We start from the raw sequence: 18,721 nt of genomic DNA, 5'->3' as shown, positions 1-18,721 counted from the left end.
CGCGCTCATCGTGCGTGAGCGTCACCTGTTTGGCTAAGGGGGTGGCAGCCCTTCCGGCATGGCGGACAAATGTTCGTGGCAGGCCAGCCATAGGCCTTGTTGTTCTTGGCCAGACGGCTGTTTCTTGAAAACAATCGTCTCGCGCTCCTGGCTGAAGTGTTGCTCCCCTTGCATGAGCAGCTCAGTGGCCACGTCATGGATGAAAATCGCCACGTCACCCTGCAGGCTGACGAAGGCGTTGCTCGAGGTGCACGACAGCACCTCGAAGCCGTCTTCGGCGCGCCAGATGTCCCACAACGCCTGGTAGGCATCGCGCGACAGCAAGGGCTGCTCGAGGGTGTAGAACACGAAGCTGGCGTCGGCGCTGAATGCGCCGAAGTAGGCTTCGCGATCGTTACGGGCAAAGGCCGATACCAGCTCGGCGGCGGCGTTGAGTACCTGATCACGTTCGTTCATGACCGATCCTCAGCGATGGACCACGCCCGGCAGTACGCAGAGCATTTCGTACAGCAGGTTGGCGCCCAACAGCGAGGTGTTGCCGGTGGTGTCGTACGCTGGCGAGACTTCTACCAGATCGCAGCCGACCAGGTCGAGGCCTTGGCAGCCGCGCACGATTTCGATGGCCTGAATGGTCGTCAGACCGCCGATTTCCGGGGTGCCGGTGCCAGGTGCCCAGGCCGGGTCGATACCGTCGATATCGAAACTCAGGTACACCGGACCGCCGCCGACTTTCTCGCGAACTTCGGCCATCAGCGGTGCCAGGGATTTGTGCCAGCATTCTTCAGCCTGAACCACACGGAAGCCTTGATTGCGGCTCCAGTTGAAGTCATCAGCGGTGTAGCCCTGAGCGCGCAGGCCAATTTGCACCACGCGGTCGCAATCCAGAAGGCCTTCTTCCACAGCGCGACGGAAGGTGGTGCCGTGGGCGATCTTCTCGCCGAACATGTGATCGTTCACATCGGCGTGAGCGTCGATGTGCACCAGGCCGACTTTGCCGTGTTTTTTATGGATGGCACGCAGGATCGGCAGGGTGATGGTGTGATCGCCGCCGAGGGTCAGGGGGATTACATCGTGTTCGAGGATATTGTCGTAAGCCTCTTCGATGATCCGCACGGCGTCCAGCAGGTTGAACGTGTTGATCGCCACGTCACCGATGTCGGCAACCGACAGCGAATCGAACGGCGCGGCGCCGGTGGCCATGTTGTACGGGCGGATCATCACCGATTCAGCGCGAATTTCACGCGGCCCGAAACGGGTGCCGGGGCGCAGGGAAGTGCCGATGTCCAGCGGGATGCCGATAAAGGCAGCGTCCAGGCCAGCAGCGGATGGCAAATGGGGGAGTCGCAGCATGGTGGCGATGCCGCCGAAGCGCGGCATTTCGTTGCCGCCCAGTGGTTGGTGAAGAATCTTGTCCACGGGTAAGGCCTCATCGTCGTTGTTTTATTTATGTCGGTGGCACGCTCGGGGAGAGACGGGCACCGCTGTGGGCCGATTCTGCGAAATGCAGTGACCGGGAAGAATCGCTACGGGCAAATACTTAGTTCAGATTCTTCTAAACTAATGGTGATGGGGGAGATAGACTTCTTGCCTTGAGAGATGTGCTGTCTGGATGGGCCTCTTCGCGGGCAAGCCTCGCTCCTACAAGGGCAGCGCTGTTCTGTACTAGACCGTTTCCTGTAGGAGCGAGGCTTGCCCGCGATCGGTTGCACAGCAACCGCAATCCAGGCAACGCGGATTCCGCTGGAAATTCGACAGGTATTTGGAGCCCCCATGGCCAACGCTTTACCCGACCTGAAACTATTGCGCATCTTCGTCAGCGTGGTCCGCCATCAGGGGTTTGCCAACGCCCAGCAAGAGCTCAACCTCTCGACCTCGGCCATCAGCACCTACATGAGCCAGCTCGAAGCGGCACTCGGCCTGGTGCTGTGCCATCGCGGTCGCGGTGGTTTCAGCCTGACCAGCAAGGGCGAGTTGTTCCATCAGGAAACCCTGCGCCTATTGGCGGAGCTTGAAGGTTTCGAACAATACGCCGCCGCCCTCAAAGGCGAGTTGCGCGGCACCCTGAACTTGGGTGTGATCGACTCCACCGTCAGCGACAAGGCCTTACCCTTTGCCGAAGCCATCGGCGCCTACAGTCAGGAACATCCAGCGGTGCATTTGCATCTGTCGGTCATGAGCCCCTACGAACTGCAACTCGGTGTGCAGGACAACCGCCTCGACCTGGCCATCGGTGCCTTTTCCACGCGCATGAGCGGTCTGGTCTACATGCCGCTCTACCGCGAGCAGCACTGGTTGTATTGCAGCAGTCGTCATCCGCTGTTTAGCGAGCGGCGCATCCCCGAGCAGGTCATCACCCAGCAGCGCATGGTCGGTCGCGGTTATTGGAGCCAGGCCGAACTGGCCCGCCACGGTTTCAAACACAGCGCGGCAACCGTGGAAAGTATGGAAGCCCAGTTGATTCTTGTGTTGTCTGGCGCCTACATCGGTTACCTGCCGGAACACTACGCCCAGGCCTGGGCCGACAAGGGTGATTTACGCGTGCTACTGCCGGCGACGTTTGGTTATCAGGCGCCGTTTTCGATGATCGTGCGCCGTGGCCGCAGCCGCGAACCGCTGATCCAGACCTTTCGTGACTTGCTTAAAGCGCAGCTCAATCAGGCCGCTTAAAGGAAAAAGCAGCAATGTCCAGAATCCAATGCCCACGCTGTCTACGCCCGCAAACCCATTGCCTGTGCCCGTTGATACCAAGCCTCGACAGTCGCACTCGAGTGTTGCTGCTTCAGCATCCAAGCGAAGTGAACCACGCGCTGAACACTGCGCGGTTGGCGGCGCTGGGGTTGAATAACGCCGAGTTGATGGTGGGCGAGGTGTTCGAGGATTTGCCGACGCTGTTGAATCAGCCGGGCTATCAGGCACGGTTGCTGTTTCCCGGCGAGGAGGCGCAACCGATGCAGGCCTACACCGCTAATGATGAGCCGCTGCTGCTGGTGGTCCCGGATGGCACCTGGCGCAAGGTGCGCAAAATGCTGCACCTCAATCCATTGTTGGCGGCGTTGCCCAGAGTGACCCTGGCCGAGGGCGCGGTGTCGCGTTATCGATTGCGCAAGGCTCCAGGGCCGGGGGCGTTGTCGACGGTGGAGGCGATTGTGCAGGCGTTGCAGGCGCTTGAGTCACCGGTCAGTTTTGAGCCGTTGTTGAAGCCATTCGAGGCGTTGATCGAGGGGCAGATTGCGGCGATGGGGGAGGAGACTTTTCTGCGCAATCACGGGCCGAAATAGTCGTTGTTTTTGAGGGCCTCTTCGCGAGCAGGCTCGCTCCCACAGTTGATCTCCAGTGCACACAAAATTTGTGACCACTGCAGATCCCTGTGGGAGCGAGCCTGCTCGCGATAGCGGTAGATCAATCACAGAAAATTCCCGCCGCAGACTACCGCTCCCGCATCGCCTCAGTCCGCGCTTTCAACACCGGTTTAAGCAAATAATCGAGCACGCTTTTCTCCCCGGTAATAATGTCCACCGTCGCCACCATCCCCGGAATGATCAGCAGCGGTTTCACATCCCCACCCAGGTGATTCTTGTCGGTCCTTACTTGAATCAGATAAAAACTGTTGCCCTTGTCATCAGTGATGGTGTCGGCGCCGATCAGCTCCAGCTTCGCACTCAACCCTCCATAAATCGTGTAGTCGTAAGCGCTGAACTTGACCATGGCTTTCTGGCCCGGGTGCAGGAACGCCACGTCTTGAGGGCGGACCTTGGCTTCGATCAGCAGGTTGTCTTCCAGCGGAACGATTTCCACCATGTCGCTGCCCGGCTGAACCACACCGCCGATGGTGTTGACCTTCAGCGTTTTGATAATGCCGTGAACCGGCGACACCACGGTGGTGCGCGTCACCCGGTCGTCGATGGCAATGCTCGTAGCGGTGATTTTCGACAGGTCGGTGCGTTTCTCATTCAGCTCTTTCGCCGCGTCCGAACGGAAGGATTGTTCAGACTCGTCGATCTTGCTTTTGATCTCATTGATCGCCGATTCGGCACGGGGAATCGCCAGGGTCGTGGCGTTCAGCGAGCCACGGATTTCCACCGCGCTGCGTTTGAGCCGCAGGATTTCCACCGGCGAAACCGCCCCGGTGCCCACCAGTGGCGCAGACATGTTCATCTCTTGTTGCAGCAGCGCCAGGCTGGAACTGAACTGCCCTTGTTTAGAGCGGAATTCCGCCAGCTCCTGGGTCTTCTGCCGAAGTTGTTCGGTCAGCGTGCGCTGTTCGCTGGCCAGTCGGCGCTGACGTTGTTCGTACAGCGAGCGTTCGTCCTCGGCCACTTGCGGCGCTTTGGCAATCACTTCCGTGGACAGCTTGAATGGCCGGCCTTCCGCTTCGGCAGACAGCCGTTCGACCTGGGCGATCAGCGCATACCGGTCCGCTTCGCTTTCACCTTTATTCGACAGAAAACGCGTGTCATCCAGGCGCAGCAAGGTGTCGCCCTTGTTCACCATTTGCCCTTCGCGCACGAAAATCTCCGTGACAATGCCGCCCTCCAGGTTCTGGATCACCTGCACCTTGCTCGACGGAATCGCCTTGCCTTCGCCCATGGTCACTTCCTGCAACACGGCGAATTTGGCCCAGAGCAGCGCGCTGATCAGCAGCGTCGCCGCCAGCCACACGGTGATCCGCGACCAGCGCGGCGAATCCTGCAACGAGGCGCCGGCGGTTTCCGGCATGAACTCGCTTTCAGCGCTTTTGCTGAAGCTGCCGAAGTAGCCCCGTTGCTTCGAATTAGAGAGCGGCGCGTCGGACGATGAACCAGTCATGGGCAACTCCTAAACCGTCGCAGAGCCGACACGGCCCTTGCGCAATGCATCGATGACCGCTTCTTTCGGGCCGTCGGCGACGATCCGGCCGTTGTCCAGCACCACCAGGCGATCCACCAGGCTGAGCATCGAGGTGCGGTGAGTGACCAACAGCAGGGTTTTGCCCTGAATCCAGCCGTGGAGTTTTTGTCGCAGAACGTCTTCGCTGCTGTTGTCCATGGCGCTGGTGGGTTCGTCGAGCAGCATGATCGGCGGGTCGAGCAACAAGGCTCGCGCCAGCAACACCGCTTGCCGTTGCCCGCCCGACAACAACTGACCGCGTTCGCCCACCGGCCGGTCGAAGCCTTGGGGATGTTGGCGAGCCAGCTCGGTGACGCCCGTCAGTTCGGCGACTTCAAGCATCCGGGCATCGCTGATGTAGCGTGCGCCGAGGGTCAGGTTGTCGCGCAGGCTGCCGGCCAGCAACGGCAGGTCGTGGGCGACGTAGCCGATCTGTTGACGCAGGTCGGCGACATCCAGTTGCCGCAGGTCCAGGCCATCGAGCAGCAACTGGCCTTCTTCCGGCGCATAGAACCCCATCACCAGCCGCGCCAATGTGCTTTTGCCCGAACCGCTGCGGCCGATGATGCCGACCCGTTCGCCAGGTTTCATGCTGAAGCTGACGTTGGCCAGGGCCGGAGCATTCTGGCCGTTGTAGTGAAACGTCACGCCGCTGACATCCAGTGCGCCTTGCAATTGCGTGCGCTCCAGCGGCCGCTGTTTGGCGTCGCGTTCTTGCGGCAACGACATCAGCGCATCGGTGCTTTTCATAGTCAGTTGCGCTTGCTGGTAACGGGTGATCAGCCCGGCGATCTGCCCCAGCGGTGCGAGCACACGGCTGCCAAGCATGTAGGTGGCCACCAGCGCACCAACGCTGAGGTTGCCGGCGATGATGCTATAGACCCCGGCGACGATGGTCGCCATGCCGGAGAACTGCTGAATGAACAGCGTGCCATTGGTGGCCAATGCCGAAAGGTTACGCGCATGGCTATCGAGACGGGTGAGGGCGCCGTGGGTGCTTTCCCATTTGTGCTGGCGTTCGCTTTCGGCGCTGCACGCCTTGAGGGTTTCCAGGCCGCCGAGGGTTTCGATCAGCAGGGCCTGGCGTTCGGCGCCGAGGCTCAGACTTTTCTGCACGGTGTCGCGCAGACGTGCCTGAATCACCATGGCAAAGACGATCGTGATGGGGAAGGCCAACAGTGGAATCACCACCAGCCAGCCGCCGAGCAGGCCGATCACTACCAGCATCAACACCGCGAAGGGCATGTCGATCAGGCTGGTCAGCGTGACGGCGGTGAGAAACTCCCGCAGGCCCTGAAAATCATGAATGCTCTGGGCGAAACCGCCGATGGTCGCGGGCCGCGCCTTCATTGCCATGCCGGTGATGCGTTCGAACAAGGTCGCCGAAAGAATCACGTCGGTTTTTTTCCCGGCGGTGTCCAGCAAGTGTGCGCGAACCACCCGCAGCACCAGTTCGAACCCGGTGCCGATCAGCAAGCCGATCGACAGCACCCACAAGGTTGAAGTGGCCTGGTTTGGCACCACCCGGTCGTAGGTCTGCATCACGAACAGCGGCACCATCAACCCCAGCAGGTTGATCAGAAAACTCGCCAGAATCGCATCGCTGTACAGCCACTTCGACAACTTCAATGTGTCGCGAAACCACGCTTCGACTCGTGGCACCAGCGGTGCACGCAAGTCTTCGAGTTCATGCCGCGGCCGGGCGAACAAGGCCTGGCCGCTGTAATTGGCGGCCAGCTCGTCTGTGCTGACCCATTGTTCTCCGCCATCGGCTTCGCTCGGCAGAATCAGCGCCTGACCGTCATCGCCGAAGCGACGCAAGACCGCGCAGCGGCCATGGTTGAGGAGCAGCATCACAGGCAGGTTGAGCGCGGAGATTTGCCCCAGCTCACGGCGCAACACACGCGCCTGCAAGCTGGCCCGGGCCGCTGCGCGCGGCAGCAGGTCCAGGCTCAAGCGTTGGTGTGCCATTGGCAGCCCGGCACTCAGGCTGGCGCGACTGACCGCCGCGCCATGAAGTTTGCAGAGGATCAACAGACCGTCCAGAAGCGGGTCATCAAAGTTTAGACGCGGATCCACGCCAGTGTTGCCGGTTTCCATGCTGGTCACGATGAGCGCTCCTGTTGAGCTACGGCAATTGGCATGAATATCTACACATCTCCCTGTGTAGGACCTGCCGAAGGCTGCGATCTTTTGATTTTGCTTTTAAAGATCAAGATCAAAAGATCGCAGCCTTCGACAGCTCCTACACGGGGTTACTTCATTTCAGTTCAGGCAAGCGAGCTTCGTTTTTCACTTCGGTGGAGGCGATCGCATCGGCGGGCAGCACCACCCTTTGTTTGCTCAGCAACTGGCCCATGTTCGCCAGCACGCGGTACATCGAGAACTCCTCGGTGTAGCGCACTTCGGTGTAGCGGCGATTGGCGTTGTAGAGCTCGTTTTCACTGTCGAGCAAGTCGAGCAGGGTCCGTTGACCGAGGCCGAACTGGTCCTGATACGCGGCCCGAACGCGGGTGGTGGTTTCGGCGTATTCACGGGCGGTCGGGGTTTGCTTCTTGGCGTTGACCATGGCATTCCAGGCCAGGTGGATATTTTCGTTGAGCTGACGCAGGGCGTTGTTGCGGATGTCCATCGCCTGGTTGATCTGGTGCGCATCGGAGGCCAGCCGGGCCTTGTCGCTGCCGCCGCGGAACAGGTTGTAGTTCATCACCACACCCACTCGCCATTCGTTGTCGTGGCCTTCGTCGCCCTGAATATTGTTATTCGCGCCCACTGCCGCTTCAGCGTCGAAGCGCGGGTAGAACGGCGACTTGGCGACTTCGTACTGGCTCTCGGCCGATTGCACGTCAGCCTGGGCGGATTTCAGGTACGGGTTGTTTTCCACCATGCTCTGCTGGGCTTCCGGCAGGGTGGCGGGCAACTCGCCGCGAGTCGACGGCGGCGTTTCGAGTTCATCGGGCATGCGCCCCACGACACTGTAGAAATTCGCCTCGGCATCGGCCAGATCGACTTCGGCGGTGTCGAGGTTGTTTTGTGCCAGTGCCCGGCGAGCGTTGGACTGATCGGAGTCGGCGTTGCTGCCAACCCCGCGCTGGGTACGCAGGCTGATCTGATCATTGACCCGCATGTGGGCTTGCAGGTTGTTCTTGGCCAGGGTCACCAGTTCACGGCGCTTGAGCACTTCGAGGTACACCTCGATGGTGCGCAGGGCCAGATCCTGGGCGGTGCCTTGAGCGTAATAGGCTCGCGAGTTGGCCACGCCTTTGGTGCGCTGCACCTCGTTGGAGGTGTTGAAACCGTCGAACAGCATCTGCCGCAAACGCAGTTCCGATTGGGTGTAGGTGAGGATTTCGGTGTGGTGATTGCCCTGCGCCCGAGTAGTGGTGTTATCGCTGTAGCCGCGCCCGTAGCCGGCGTTCAAATCCACTGATGGATAAAAGCCCCCTTTGGCGACTTTAATCTGCTCGTCGGCCGAGAGCCGGGCATCAACTCGCGACGCCAATTCCGGGTGGGTCGCAATGGTGCTCTGGATCGCCTCGGTCAATGACATCGCCTGTGCCTGAGAAGCGCAGGCCATGGCCAGCAAAATCGCGCTGCAGAGGGGGGTTAAAACGCGCATGGATGCCTCTCCCTGATTCCTGATGGTACTTTGTGAATCGCCAAATATTTGACGTTATTTTTAAGTGAATCCGTCTCACGCTTGTTACAACAGAGCTAAGAACATCCTGAGGCGAAGCTAAGAAGGATTTCTCATAAGGCTTATGCCGAAAAAAACTTATGCGCTCTAAAAAATCCAGCACATTGTTCAATCTGAAAGCCTTTGTTTTGTGAGGCTCCAAGAGTTTTTACCGGTTGTAGGAAAGTTCCATTCACTTTTTGACACAGGGCGAAGAAGTGCTGGAGGGGAGGGAAGCGAGACGGTTTAGAGGCGACATTTTTTTGTCACTTGAGTGATTCAGAACCGTTACGCACCGCTCGCAGATCGGTTTTTCTGGACGTGGATCCCGATGCCATTGATAGCAGAGGGTTTTAATTCAGATCCAGCAACGACCCTGCGGGCGACATGCCAGGCAAGAATGTCGGGAGGCAGCGCTTACTTCAGGTAAATGCTCTTCTGCAGACGGTTTGCCCGGCAATCTGCCTGAGCCATGAGTACGTTCTTCGCGCAAACAGGATGCCGACGGCAGTTGGCAGCGGAGGAAATGCACATGGCAACGCTCATCGGTATCGTCAGTAAGGTCATCGGTCAGGTGTACGCAGTGGCGGGTGACGGCACCCGACGCACGCTGGTCGAGGGTGATCGGCTGTTTGCCGGCGAGCAACTGGTCACCGGGGCCGAAGGCGCGGTGGCGGTGCACCTGCAAAATGGCCAGGAGCTGACCCTGGGGCGTGAAAGTAGCCTGCAAATGACGGCTCAGTTACTGGCGCATCAGGTCCCCCATGTGGAGACCGCCGATGCGGTGACGCCAAGCCAGGCGCAATTGACCGATGTCGAGCGACTGCAAAAAGCCATTGCTGCGGGTGCCGACCCGACCCAGACCGGCGAAGCCACCGCCGCCGGGCCGGGCGCAACGGGCGCGCCCGGCGCACTGGGTGGCGGTCACAGTTTTGTCCTTCTGGAGGAAGTGGCGGGGCGGGTCGATCCCACGATTGGTTTCCCCACCGCGGGCTTCAACGGTATTCCCGAATTCCCTCTGGAGCGCCGGGATGCTGATCCGGGCAATGGCGATAACGGCATCGCGGGCCCGATTGTTGCGGACACGCCGAATAACCCGGTCACCCTCACTGGCCTGTCGGTGGCGGGAGGCGAACTGACCCTCAATGAAGCCAACCTGGCGGACGGTTCGGCCAGCAACCCGGGAGCGCTGACCCAGAACAGCACCTTTACGGTGTCTGCGCCCGACGGGTTGACCAGCCTGAGCATCGGCGGGATCACTGTGATCAGCAGCGGGGTGCCCGCCGGTTTTCCGCAGTCGATCACCACTCAACTGGGTAACACCCTGACGATCACCGGCTACAACCCGGCCACCGGCGTGGTGAGTTACAGCTACACTCTGGTCGGCAATGAAACCCACTCCGCCGGCGACGGTGCCAACAACCTCAGCGAACAGTTCACCGTGGTCGCGAGTGACAGCAACGGCGATACCGCCACCGGTTCGCTGGACGTCAACATCACCGACGATGTGCCCAGAGCCATCGACGACACCAATGCCAACACCGCCTCGGAAACCCTGCTGACCCTGACTGGCAGCGTGCTGCCCAATGACATCCAGGGTGCTGACCGCATTGCCGCTGGCCCCGACAGCGGGCCGATCATCGGCGGCACGTTCAACGGGACTTACGGCACGTTGGTGCTCAACCCCAACGGCACGTACACCTACACCCTGAACACCAGCGACGCCGATTTCAGAGCCTTGCATGGCGGCGGCAGTGCTACAGAAACGTTCATCTACACCCTGACGGATGCCGATGGCGATACCAGCACCGCGAACCTGGTGCTGCAAATTCACAACAACGACGACTCGGTGACCTTCGGTGGGCTGAATGGCGAAGGCGGTGAGTTGACCGTTTACGAGAAAAACCTCGCTGACGGCAGTGACCCCGATGCATCGGCGCTGACCCGAAGCGGCACGTTCACCATCACTGCGCCAGACGGCGTGCAAACCCTCAGCGTAGGTGCAATCAACGTGGTGCTTGGCGGTCTGGCCGCAGGCTTCCCGCAATCGATCGTCACGCCGCTCGGCAGTACGCTGACCATCACCGGGTTTGACCGTGAGACCGGCGTGATCAGTTATAGCTACACCCTCAACACTAACGACGTGCACCCGGATGGCAGCGGCGCCAACAGCCTCGCCGGGCAATTTGCGGTTCTCATGGTGGACGACAATGGCACCACCGCCCACGGCATTCTCGATGCGAACATCGTCGACGACGTGCCACAAGCCATAGACGACAGCAATGCCAATACCGCCTCGGAAACCCTGCTGACGTTGACCGGCAGCGTGCTGCCCAACGACATCCAGGGCGCCGACCGCATTCCTGTCGGCCCCGACAGCGGGCCTATCATCGGCGGCACGTTCAACGGGACTTACGGCACCCTGGTACTCAACGCCAACGGCACGTACACCTATACCCTGAACACCAACGATGCGGATTTCAAAGCCCTGCACGGTGGTGGCAACGGGACCGAATACTTTGTCTACACCCTCACCGATTCCGATGGCGATACCAGCACCGCGACGCTGGTGCTGAACATCCATAACAACGATGACCCGGTGACCCTCGACGGCCTGAACGTCAACGGCGGTGAACTCACCGTCTACGAGAAAAACCTCAGCGACGGCACCAGCCCCGACGCACCGGCCTTGACCCAGAGCGGCACCTTCACCGTCACTGCCCTCGACGGTTTGCAAACCCTGACCGTGGCCGGCATCGCGGTGGTCACCGGTGGTGTGGCCGCAGGCTTCCCGCAATCGATCGTCACCGCACTGGGCAGCACACTGACCATCACCGGTTTCGACAGCGCGACGGGCGTGGTCAGCTACAGCTACACCCTGGTGGATAACGAAACCCACCCGAACGCCGACGGCACCAACAGCATCACCGAGAACCTCAACGTCGTCGCCACCGACGTCGACGGCAGCACGGCATCGGGTCAGATCAACGTCAACATCGTCGATGACTTGCCCACCGCCAACCCTGATCACGCCACGGTGACCGAAGGCGCAACGGCCTCGGGCAACGTGCTGGACAACGACATCGGCGGCGCCGACGGTCCGGCACTCAGCGGCGCGGTGGTCGGCGTGCGTGCCGGCAGTGACACGTCGACTTCAGCCATCGGCGGCCTGAATACGCAAATCAACGGCACCTATGGCTACCTGACTCTGGATGCCAACGGCAACGCCGTGTACCACAGCAACCCGAACTCGGTCAGCGCACCGGGCGCCACGGATGTGTTCACCTACACCGTGCGCGATGCCGACGGCGACGAAAGCACCACCACCATCACCATCAACGTGGCCGACTGCACCCTCGTAGCGACCACCGATACCGACGTGACGGTTCAGGAGAAAGCCCTGGATTTGACCAAGGACGGCCAGGACCTGGCAGCGGGCACGGTGACCGGCAGTGAGCCTGGCAACACCGGCGAAACCGCCTCCGGCACGTTGGTCGGATCGGTCACCGGTGCCACCGGCGCGATCACTTACACCCTGGTCGGCAGCACTACCGGGACTTATGGACAAATCCTGCTCAACCCGGACGGCAGTTACACCTACACCCTGACCTCCGCACCCACAACCACGCCCCATGCCAACGACGGGCCAAACACCCTGAGCGAAAGTTTCACCTATCAGGCCACCGATTCCCTGGGCAACAGCACCACCAGTACCATCGTGATCAACATCGTCGATGACGTGCCAACCGCCCACGCCGATGCCGTTTCGGTGGCGGAGGGCGGGACGGTCAGCGGGAATGTGTTGGACAACGATGTGCTCGGCGCCGACGGCCCGGCCGTGGGGGGGGCAGTGGTTGGCGTGCGCGCCGGCAGCGACACCTCGACCTCGGCCGTCGGTGGTTTGAACACTCAGATCAATGGCACCTATGGTTATCTCACGCTGGATGCCAACGGCAACGCTGTGTACCACAGCAATCCGAACTCGGTCAGCGCGCCGGGTGCCACGGATGTATTCACCTACACCGTGCGCGATGCCGACGGCGATGAAAGCACCACGACCATTACCATCGACGTGGCCAACTGCTCCCTCGTCGTGGCGCCCGATACCGACGTGACGGTTCAGGAAAAAGCCCTGGATTTGACCAAGGACGGCCAGGACCTGGCAGCGGGCACGGTTACCGGCAGCGAGCCTGGCAACACCGGCGAAACCGCCTCCGGGACGTTGGTCGGATCGGTCACCGGTGCCACTGGCGCGATCACTTACACCCTGGTCGGCAGCGCTACCGGGACTTATGGACAAATCCTGCTCAACCCGGATGGCAGCTACACCTACACCCTGACGTCCGCACCCGCGACCACGCCCCATGCCAACGACGGGCCGAACACGCTGAGCGAAAGTTTCACCTACACCGCCACCGATGCGGTGGGCAACAGCGTCACCAGCACCATCGTGATCAACATCGTCGATGACGTGCCGACCGCTCATTGCGATTCAATCTCGGTGGTAGAAGGCGGGACAGTCAGCGGTAATGTGCTGGCCAACGATGTGCTCGGCGCTGACGGCCCGGCCGTGGGTGGCGCGGTGGTCGGTGTGCGCGCCGGCAGCGACACCTCGACCTCGGCCATCGGCGGTTTGAACAGCCAAATCAACGGCACCTACGGCTATCTCACACTGGATGCCAACGGTAATGCCGTGTACCACAGCAACCCGAACTCGGTCGGCGAACCGGGCGCCACGGATGTATTCACCTATACCGTGCGTGATGCCGATGGTGATGAAAGCACCACCACGATCACCATCGACGTGTCCAACAATTGCCTCGTAACGGTCACCGATACCGACGTGACCGTCTACGAAAAAGCCCTGGACTTGACCCAGAACGGCCAGGACCTGGTAGCGGGCACCGTCACCGGCAGTGAGCCTGGCAACACGGGCGAAACCGGCTCCGGTACGCTGGTCGGCTCGGTCACCGGTGCCACTGGCGCAATCACCTACACCCTGGTCGGCAGCGCCACCGGCACCTACGGGCAGATCCTGCTCAACCCGGACGGCAGCTACACCTACACGCTGACCTCGGCGCCGAAAACTTCGCCGAACGCCAACGACGGCGCGAACACCCTGAACGAAAGCTTCACCTACACCGCCACCGATGTCGTGGGCAACAGCACCACCGGCACCCTTGTGGTCAGCATCGTCGATGACGTGCCGTCTAACGTCGTCGCCTCGGAGCGTTCGGTGCCCGCGGTGCAGATCGACTCCAACCTGCTGCTGGTGATCGACGTGTCCGGGAGCATGGACGACCCCTCCGGCGTATCGGGCCTGTCGCGGCTGGAACTGGCCAAGCAGGCGATCAGCGCACTGCTCGACAAGTACGACAATCTGGGCGACGTGAAGGTGCAGATCGTCACCTTCAGCAGCAGCGCCACGGACCAGACGTCGATCTGGGTCGATGTGGCGACGGCCAAGTCGATCATCGCGACGTTGACGGCGGGTGGCGGGACCAACTACGACGTGGCCGTGGCGACCATGCAAACCGCGTTCGACACCTCGGGCAAACTCACCGGAGCGCAGAACGTCGGCTACTTCTTCTCCGATGGCAAACCCAACGAAGGCGACATCGGCACCGCGGACGAGACCGCGCTCAAAGCCTTCCTCGACGCCAATGGCATCAAAAACTACGCCATCGGCCTGGGCAGCGGCGTCAGTAATGACAGCCTCGATCCAGTGGCCTATGACGGCAGCACGCACACCGACACCAATGCCGTGGCGGTGACCGACCTCAATCAACTCAACTCGGTACTCTCGGGCACCGTGCAAGGCGCGCCGGTCACCGGCTCGCTGCTGGGCAAGGGCGAGGGCGGTACGTTCGGCGCCGATGGTGGCTTCATCAAAACCATCACCGTCGATGGCACCACCTATACCTATGATCCAAAAGCCAACAGCAATCAGGGTTCGCTGAACTTCAGCGGCGGCGCCAACCACGGCACCTTCAACACCGCCAACAACACCCTGAGCATCGCCACCGACAACAGCGGCACCCTGGTGGTGAACCTTGACACCGGCGAGTACACCTACACCTCGCAGACAACCACGGCCGTGGCGATCAGCGAAAACATCGGCTTTACCGCCAGCGACAACGACGGCGATCTGGCCAGCTCCACGCTGGTGGTCAACGTGATTCCAAACACGCCACCGGTAGCGGTCGATGACCACATCATCACCAACGTGCTGTCGGGCAGTATTGTGGTGCCGGGCGAACTGCTGCTGGCCAATGACACCGACGTCAATGGCGATGGGCTCACGGCATCGCCGACCACTTTCAATACCGGATGGGGGGCCAAGGGCGCGGACTTCACCGGCACCAACTCGAGCTTCAGCTTCACCGGCAACAACGTCCAGGCAGTGACCATCGCCCGCAGCGCATTCGTCGCCAACGCCGCAGCCATGACGGCGGTGCTGGTGGTCAGCGGGGCGCTGGGGTCGGTCAGCGCCAACAACACCAACGATGAGGACAGCATCACCGTCAACCTCAAACAGGGTGAAACCCTCAACCTGGATCACAACCTGGCGGCCGGCCACGTCACTCTGGAGTACTCGGTCAACGGCGGCGCTTTCATTGCCATCGCTGACGGCCAGACCATCACCGCCACGGCGGACGGCACGTACCAGATCCACATCACCAACATCGACGACGGTGGTCCGGGCAACAGCGGGAAAGGGGCGGAAAACTACCAGCTGACCATGACCGTCAACTACGCCGGAGCACACGACACCACGCCGGATTTCCACGGCACCTACACCGCCAGCGACAACCACGGCGGCAGCGACAGTGCGGCTGTGAACATCACCTACCAGGACGGCCATACGCTGACCGGCACCTCGGGCGATGATGTACTGGTGGCCGGCACCGGCAACAACGTCATCAATGCCGGCGACGGCAACGACGTGCTCACCGCCGACTCCGGCAACAACGAAATGCACGGCGGCGCCGGCAATGACTTGCTGCTCAGCGGCGCGGGCAACGACCTGCTCGACGGCGGCACCGGCAACGACACGGCGAGCTACGCCCATGCCACCGCCGGGGTCACTGTCGACTTGAGCCTGCTCACCGCGCAAAACACCCTCGGTGCCGGCACCGACACCCTGACCGGCATCGAAAACCTCACCGGCTCAAACTTCAACGACAGCCTGACGGGGGACAACAACAGCAACATCCTCAACGGCGGTTTGGGTAACGATGCACTCAACGGCGGGGGCGGCGATGACTTCCTCATCGGCGGCCTGGGCAACAACACCCTCACCGGCGGCAGCGGCGCCGACACCTTCCAGTGGCTCAAAGGCAACAGCGGCCACGACCTCGTCACCGACTTCACCCCAGGCACCGACAAACTCGACCTGTCGCAACTGCTGCAAGGGGAAAACGGCACCGCGGCGTCGCTGGATGACTACCTGCACTTCACCGTCAGCGACAGTGGCGCGTCGGTGATCACCAGCATCGACGTCAGCGCCATGGCCGGCGCCACGCCGAACCAGACCATCGACCTGGCCGGCGTGAACCTGGCCAGCCACTACGGCGTAACGCCGGGGGCGGGTGGGTTGGTTGCGGGTGGCCATGACACGGCGACCATCATCAATGGCATGTTGAATGACCATTCGTTGAAGGTGGATACGGTGTGAGCTGAAGGTTGAAATGACAAAACCCGCTCTCCCGGTTAAAGGGGAGAGCGGGTTTTTGTTGTTCGGGATTTTGAAAGTCAAAAGATCGCAGCCTGCGGCAGCTCCTACACCGACCGAGTACATCGCAACTAACGGATAAACGCGATCCCGTAGGAGCTGCCGCAGGCTGCGATCTTTTGATCCACCAACCCTGTGCCCGGCACATCTGACACACCTCATGTGGCGAGGGAGCTTGCTCCCGCTGGGTTGCGAAGCGGCCCCAAAACCATTCACTGCAGTCTGTCAGTTAGACCGCATCTACCTGGATTGCGACTGCTGCGCAGCCGAACGGGGGCAAGCCCCCTCGCCACAGGCAAGCGCCTCGCCGTAGATCCGCGCTAGCCTTGCGGATCAAAATTATCCAGCATCCGGTTCACCGCCAGTTCACCCAACATGACGGACTGTTGAATGCCGAGCAGGGTGTGGCGCTGCGGGCCGTTCAACAGCCCCGCGAAATCGCTCAACATCACACTCGCTGACGCCAATGACTCACAGGCGCTGACCAGCAAGGTTTCGTTATCGACCTCGGTGCCGACATGGTAAATGGTGCTGGGTTTGCGCGGGGTGTCTTTGGGAATGACCGGTTTAAGGTAGTAATCGAGGGCGCGGTCGGCGGCTTCGTTGAGTTTTTTGGAGTCGGGGGTTTCGTAGGGGGAAACGTCGTCGGCTTCGGGTGGGTTGGGTGTGATTTTGAACATAGATGGAACTCCATATGTGATTAAAGGAGCCATCACCCTCGCTACCAAACGAAGGTGGCGGCCATACGAAGGTTGGTAGACCGGCCCACATGGAAAAACCGGCGCGCCCGAGGGCGCCCTGCGCATGGCCACCATAAAAACAATGCCAAAAAAGCACCTGCATAAGGTGACGCTATGCGACATGTGGACGGCGGGCTACCAAACCCGATCGCTGTTTTGCAGCGACCGGAAAACAATAGAGCCCGGCCCTCAGGCGCACAAGCCGGCGGATTCTGGCGCAGTCGTAGGCAACGACGCAAGGATGTGTAGCCTGAGTGAGTGTCTGGAGATGTATTTTAAACATCGCCGTTTATTTCTCACTCAGGTACCGCGGATGAAAGCTCGGACGGGTAAATAAATAGGTCCCCCGTTCTGCGTTTGATTGGCCAGCTACCGAATCTTCGGAGTCAGCTTAAAGAAAAAGCCTAAAACCCCCTCCAACACTGGAGGGGGTTTTAGGCAAAACAAACTATCTTGATTTTTTGGCCCCAAGAGAATTTAGATAGAACATTATCACCTGATTATTTTAAGCATAGCGCGTGAGAAGTAAAATCTGATGAGCTACTCGAGCTGAACCTTGGGATATGTGAGAACTGGTTGTTCTCAGTTAGATAAAGGAGGGAACTAATCGTCCCCGGGTCAATTCTCCCTGCATGCCAATGGTACATCCTGCCTACCGGTTGTTTATGGTCATACTTTACGGCAAGACGAGCATAGAAGTCGGGGTCCTCAGACTTACTTGTAAGAAAGGTTCCATTAACTGATTGAACCCATGCTTTTGCTAGAGCATTATTCAGCGGGTTCATATTATATAGAATCGTTCTGACATTCGACGCTGTAACGGTGATTGTTTTCTGTTGGTTGGCACTATCTTGGACGGTGATAATAGCTGTCCCATTATCCTCGCTGCGGATCCGCCCTTTGTCGTCTACAGAAACCACCGCAGGGTTGGATGACGTGTAAGTGTAGGGTAGTGCCCCGCCAGACGCCTCGCGTGTCGCAGCTGTTCCAGCTGGATCATTACCGGTTCTGGTCCAATTAACCGCTGCGTGGTTTATTGTGAAATTACGTCCGGACAAGGTGAGCGGTGAAGTGTCCACGATCAGTTCAGTGACCACGGTCAAGGTTTGCGCCTTCGATACCTCCCCGCTGCCATACAAGGCTTTGGCGGTGAAGCTGTGAGCCGCCACCGACAGCCCCGACACCTGAAGTTCCCAGATCCCCGTCGCCGGGTCAGCGGTGGGCTGGCCTTTGGACACGGCACCGTCAAGCACCTCGACTTTCTGGCCCTTGGCGGCAGCGCCGGTCAGTTTCACGCTGGTCTCGACGGTCATGCCGCCATCAGGGATTTCAACGTTGCTCGGCGAGCCTTTTACCGACGTGAGGGTCGGTGCGGTGGCCGCTGTCACGGTCAAGGTTCGCGCCTTCGATACCTCCCCACTGCCATACAAGGCTTTGGCGGTGAAACTGTGAGCCGCCACCGACAGCCCCGACACCTGAAGTTCCCAGATCCCCGTCGCCGGGTCAGCGGTGGACTGGCCTTTGGACACGGCACCGTCAAGCACCTCGACTTTCTGGCCCTTGGCGGCAGCGCCGGTCAGTTTCACGCTGGTCTCGACGGTCATGCCGCCATCAGGGATTTCAACGTTGCTCGGCGAGCCTTTTACCGACGTGAGGGTCGGTGCGGTGGCCGCTGTCACGGTCAAGGTTCGCGCCTTCGATACC

At 60.5% G+C, this 18,721-nt stretch carries 9 protein-coding genes and 1 pseudogene; 3 read left to right on the top strand and 7 right to left on the bottom strand.

Translation table 11 applies throughout. From position 1 onward, the window contains the following. Window positions 1–33 precede the first annotated feature (33 nt). Both KGB14_RS04710 and speB read right to left on the bottom strand, forming a co-directional pair. A complete protein-coding gene (locus tag KGB14_RS04710; protein ID WP_223484324.1) occupies window positions 34–456 on the bottom strand; it encodes a YybH family protein in 423 nt (140 codons plus the stop codon). Between the two features lie 9 nt (window positions 457–465). Then, entirely contained in the window at window positions 466–1,416 is a 951-nt protein-coding gene (speB, locus tag KGB14_RS04705; protein WP_030131905.1) for an agmatinase, read from the bottom strand. A gap of 354 nt (window positions 1,417–1,770) precedes the next feature. Here speB and KGB14_RS04700 point away from each other — a divergent pair, with 354 nt between their 5' ends. Then, window positions 1,771–2,667 (top strand): LysR family transcriptional regulator, encoded by an 897-nt coding sequence (locus tag KGB14_RS04700; protein ID WP_223484323.1) that lies wholly within the window; start codon window positions 1,771–1,773, stop codon window positions 2,665–2,667. A 14-nt stretch (window positions 2,668–2,681) separates the two neighbouring features. Then, a complete protein-coding gene (locus KGB14_RS04695) occupies window positions 2,682–3,278 on the top strand; it encodes a tRNA-uridine aminocarboxypropyltransferase (protein WP_223484322.1) in 597 nt (198 codons plus the stop codon). A gap of 148 nt (window positions 3,279–3,426) precedes the next feature. On the opposite strand, the gene KGB14_RS04690 is transcribed toward KGB14_RS04695, so the two are convergent. The 3 genes from KGB14_RS04690 to KGB14_RS04680 form a co-directional block, all read right to left on the bottom strand. Then, window positions 3,427–4,806 (bottom strand): HlyD family type I secretion periplasmic adaptor subunit, encoded by a 1,380-nt coding sequence (locus KGB14_RS04690; protein ID WP_223484321.1) that lies wholly within the window; start codon window positions 4,804–4,806, stop codon window positions 3,427–3,429. A 9-nt stretch (window positions 4,807–4,815) separates the two neighbouring features. Further along, entirely contained in the window at window positions 4,816–6,975 is a 2,160-nt protein-coding gene (locus KGB14_RS04685; RefSeq protein WP_223484320.1) for a type I secretion system permease/ATPase, read from the bottom strand. 151 nt (window positions 6,976–7,126) lie between these two features. After that, the gene (locus tag KGB14_RS04680) at window positions 7,127–8,485 is read right to left on the bottom strand and encodes a TolC family outer membrane protein (protein ID WP_223484319.1); all 1,359 of its coding nucleotides are present in this window, start codon (window positions 8,483–8,485) and stop codon (window positions 7,127–7,129) included. 589 nt (window positions 8,486–9,074) lie between these two features. Between KGB14_RS04680 and KGB14_RS04675 the strand changes: the two genes are divergently transcribed. Next, entirely contained in the window at window positions 9,075–16,220 is a 7,146-nt protein-coding gene (locus KGB14_RS04675; protein WP_223484318.1) for a retention module-containing protein, read from the top strand. A gap of 377 nt (window positions 16,221–16,597) precedes the next feature. Here the strand turns inward: KGB14_RS04675 and KGB14_RS04670 are convergent, their stop codons facing one another. After that, window positions 16,598–16,957: a DUF6124 family protein gene (locus tag KGB14_RS04670; RefSeq protein WP_223484317.1), complete on the bottom strand. Its 360-nt coding sequence runs from the start codon at window positions 16,955–16,957 to the stop codon at window positions 16,598–16,600. 560 nt (window positions 16,958–17,517) lie between these two features. After that, a pseudogene (locus KGB14_RS04665) lies at window positions 17,518–18,721 on the bottom strand (hypothetical protein); the annotation flags it as partial.

The organism is Pseudomonas sp. A-RE-19, assembly GCF_019956555.1.
Lineage (GTDB): Bacteria > Pseudomonadota > Gammaproteobacteria > Pseudomonadales > Pseudomonadaceae > Aquipseudomonas.
The sequence above is the reverse complement of the archived record's forward strand: the minus strand, read 5'-3'. Positions and strand labels throughout refer to the sequence as shown.

Bases quoted from the DNA above. Each gene is read 5' to 3' on its own strand.
- KGB14_RS04710 (WP_223484324.1), bottom strand. From the start codon at position 456: ATGAACGAACGTGATCAGGTACTCAACGCCGCCGCCGAGCTGGTATCG.
- KGB14_RS04700 (WP_223484323.1), top strand. From the start codon at position 1,771: ATGGCCAACGCTTTACCCGACCTGAAACTATTGCGCATCTTCGTCAGC.
- KGB14_RS04695 (WP_223484322.1), top strand. From the start codon at position 2,682: ATGTCCAGAATCCAATGCCCACGCTGTCTACGCCCGCAAACCCATTGC.
- KGB14_RS04690 (WP_223484321.1), bottom strand. From the start codon at position 4,806: ATGACTGGTTCATCGTCCGACGCGCCGCTCTCTAATTCGAAGCAACGG.
- KGB14_RS04680 (WP_223484319.1), bottom strand. From the start codon at position 8,485: ATGCGCGTTTTAACCCCCCTCTGCAGCGCGATTTTGCTGGCCATGGCC.
- KGB14_RS04675 (WP_223484318.1), top strand. From the start codon at position 9,075: ATGGCAACGCTCATCGGTATCGTCAGTAAGGTCATCGGTCAGGTGTAC.
- KGB14_RS04670 (WP_223484317.1), bottom strand. From the start codon at position 16,957: ATGTTCAAAATCACACCCAACCCACCCGAAGCCGACGACGTTTCCCCC.